Raw genomic sequence first — 2,257 nt, forward strand, 5'->3', positions numbered from 1 at the left:
GCGTCCTCGTGGGTGTAGTAGCGGTAGAACATCGTCGCGAACACTCCCGCCGCGACCACCAGGCCCAGGATCGTGGAGCGCAGGACGCCGGGGCTGGGGGCCTGGATGACCAGGAAGCCGAGCGCGCTGCCGCTGAGGGCGGCCCAGAGCACCGCGTGCAGTTCGCGCCGCACCTTCGGGGCCAGGGCGAGGAGCGCGATGAACAGCAGGGAGAACACGAGGCCGGCGAAGAAGCCGTACAGGAAGTTCTCCACGGTGATCGGCCCGCCGTAGCGCCGGTTGGCCGCCACCCAGTAGCCGTACACGACTCCGAGCAGGACGGGTACGACGACCTTCGCCACCCGGTGGGTCCGTGCGCCGAAGACGTCGGTCGTGCCGGCCGGCTCGATCATTCCCCGGGGCCGGGGTGCCGTGTGCGTCATGAGAGCACTCCTCTCTCTCGCCCCCGTCCCACCAATGGACACCTCCCCGGGCCCGTCGGCAAGCGGAGACCGGATGCGGGCCGCACGGCGCCGTGTTTCGCTGGGGCCGTGAGTCCGGGCAGCGGGGGACACGAGCTGCACGGCCGGTACCCCCCGGCCGGCCGGCGCGACGCCGTGCACCGGCACGAGATGCTGCGGCTGAGGGGCCGCAGCGTCGCCTGGGTGCCGCCGTTGCTGCTGCTCGTCGCCATCGCGCTCATCGACTACAACACCGGCGGCGAGTTCCGGACCGTCTCCTGGATCGTGCTGGTGCCGGGCATCGCCGCCGCGATCTGCGGGGTGTGGGGAACGGCCCTGTTCGCCGTGCTCGCGATGGTCACGTACACCCTCGTGGACAGCGCCTGGCCGCACCAGTTCCGGGCGGGACTGCCCGACTTCATCCTCGTCGCCGCCGGTGGCGTCCTCGCCACGCTGGCCTGCATGGTGCGGGTGCGCGGGGAGCGCCGCACGCTGCACATGCGGGACGTCACCGAGACCGTACGGCGCACCGTGCTGCGCCCCCTGCCGCCGGGCTGGGGCGGCCTGGAGCACGCCGGGATCTACCTCACCGCGGACGCCCAGGCCCGTGTCGGCGGCGACTTCTACGACATCCAGCCGGGCCCGCACGGCACCCGGGTGCTCGTCGGTGACGTCCAGGGCAAGGGGCTGGGCGCGGTGGAGACGGCGTCGGTGCTGCTCGGGGCGTTCCGTGAGGCCGGCTACCACGAGGCCGACCTGATGGTTGTCGCCGACCGGCTGGAGACCCGGATGCTGCGGCACCGCGAGTACACCACGGCACTCGGCCGGGACGACGCCGACCGGTTCGCCACCGCCGTCCTGCTCGGTTTCCCGGCGGACCGCACCGACGTCGTGGACACCGTCGTCTTCGGCCACGAGCCCCCGCTGGCCGTCGGCCCCGACGGCGTACGGTCCCTGCCGACCCGCGGGGGGCTCCCGATCGGCTGCCGCGACCTCGCCGCCGGATCGCCGCCGGTGTGCCGGGTGCCGGTCGCCGCCGACGAGACGCTGCTGCTGGTCACCGACGGGGTGACCGAGGCCCGGGACGGCGCCGGAGACTTCTACCGGCTCGCCGACGACCTGTCCCGGGCGGTGGCGGCGGACCCGCGGGTCGTCGCGCCGGGCCGGCTGGTCGCCTTCGTACGGGACGGGACGCTGCGGCACAGCGGGGGGCGCCTGGCCGACGACACCACGGCCTTCGCGGTACGACGGACCCGCGCGCCCCGCCCGTCCCGCGCACCGGGGGGCGAAGGCCCCGAAGGGGGACGTTCACCCTACTGACACCACCCTTCGCAGCCGCAGCGGTTACCGTGCTGCCGTAGGTGATCGACAGGGGGAGGGGATCATGCCCGGAACCGTGCTGCTGCTGGCGGCCTCGCCGCTGGGCCGTGGGCGGCTGGTGGACGCGGCGTCCGTGCTCCCGGTCCTCGCGGCGGTACCGCCCGCCGTGTTGTCCGGCGCGGAGACCGCGAACGTCGTCGAACTCGCCGACCCGCTGGAACCGCAGGCCGTGCTGACCCGGCTGCGTGCCGCCGCCGCGGCGCCCGGACCGCTGACCGTGTACGTCACCGGCCAGCTCCAGCTCGACCGCCGCCAGCGGCTGCCGCACCTCGCGCTGGCCCGGACGACCGCGCCCACCGTGCGGTACACCGGGCTGCCGTGGCACTGGTTCCGGGAGGAGCTGCGGCTGCGTCCGGCGGGCGCGACGACGCTCTTCCTCGACCTGCACGCCGACCCGGAGACCTGGCGGTCGCTGGGCGCGGCGCGCCCAGCGACCG

Annotated in this window: 2 protein-coding genes and 1 pseudogene; 2 read left to right on the top strand and 1 reads right to left on the bottom strand. The window is 74.6% G+C overall.

The features are described 5' to 3' along the window. On the bottom strand, positions 1-422 hold a 422-nt coding region (locus tag B7767_RS30545), incomplete at its 3' end, for a hypothetical protein (RefSeq protein ID WP_085574975.1). Positions 423-530: 108 nt separating this feature from the next. Between B7767_RS30545 and B7767_RS30550 the strand changes: the two genes are divergently transcribed. Then, positions 531-1,760 carry a PP2C family protein-serine/threonine phosphatase gene (locus B7767_RS30550; RefSeq protein WP_373408251.1) on the top strand — a complete coding sequence of 410 codons (1,230 nt, stop codon included), beginning with the start codon at positions 531-533 and terminating at the stop codon, positions 1,758-1,760. Between the two features lie 64 nt (positions 1,761-1,824). Then, positions 1,825-2,257: pseudogene (locus B7767_RS30555) on the top strand (hypothetical protein); the annotation flags it as partial.

Origin of the sequence: Streptomyces sp. 13-12-16 (assembly GCF_002114215.1) — a bacterium.
In the GTDB taxonomy this organism is placed as follows: domain Bacteria; phylum Actinomycetota; class Actinomycetes; order Streptomycetales; family Streptomycetaceae; genus Streptomyces.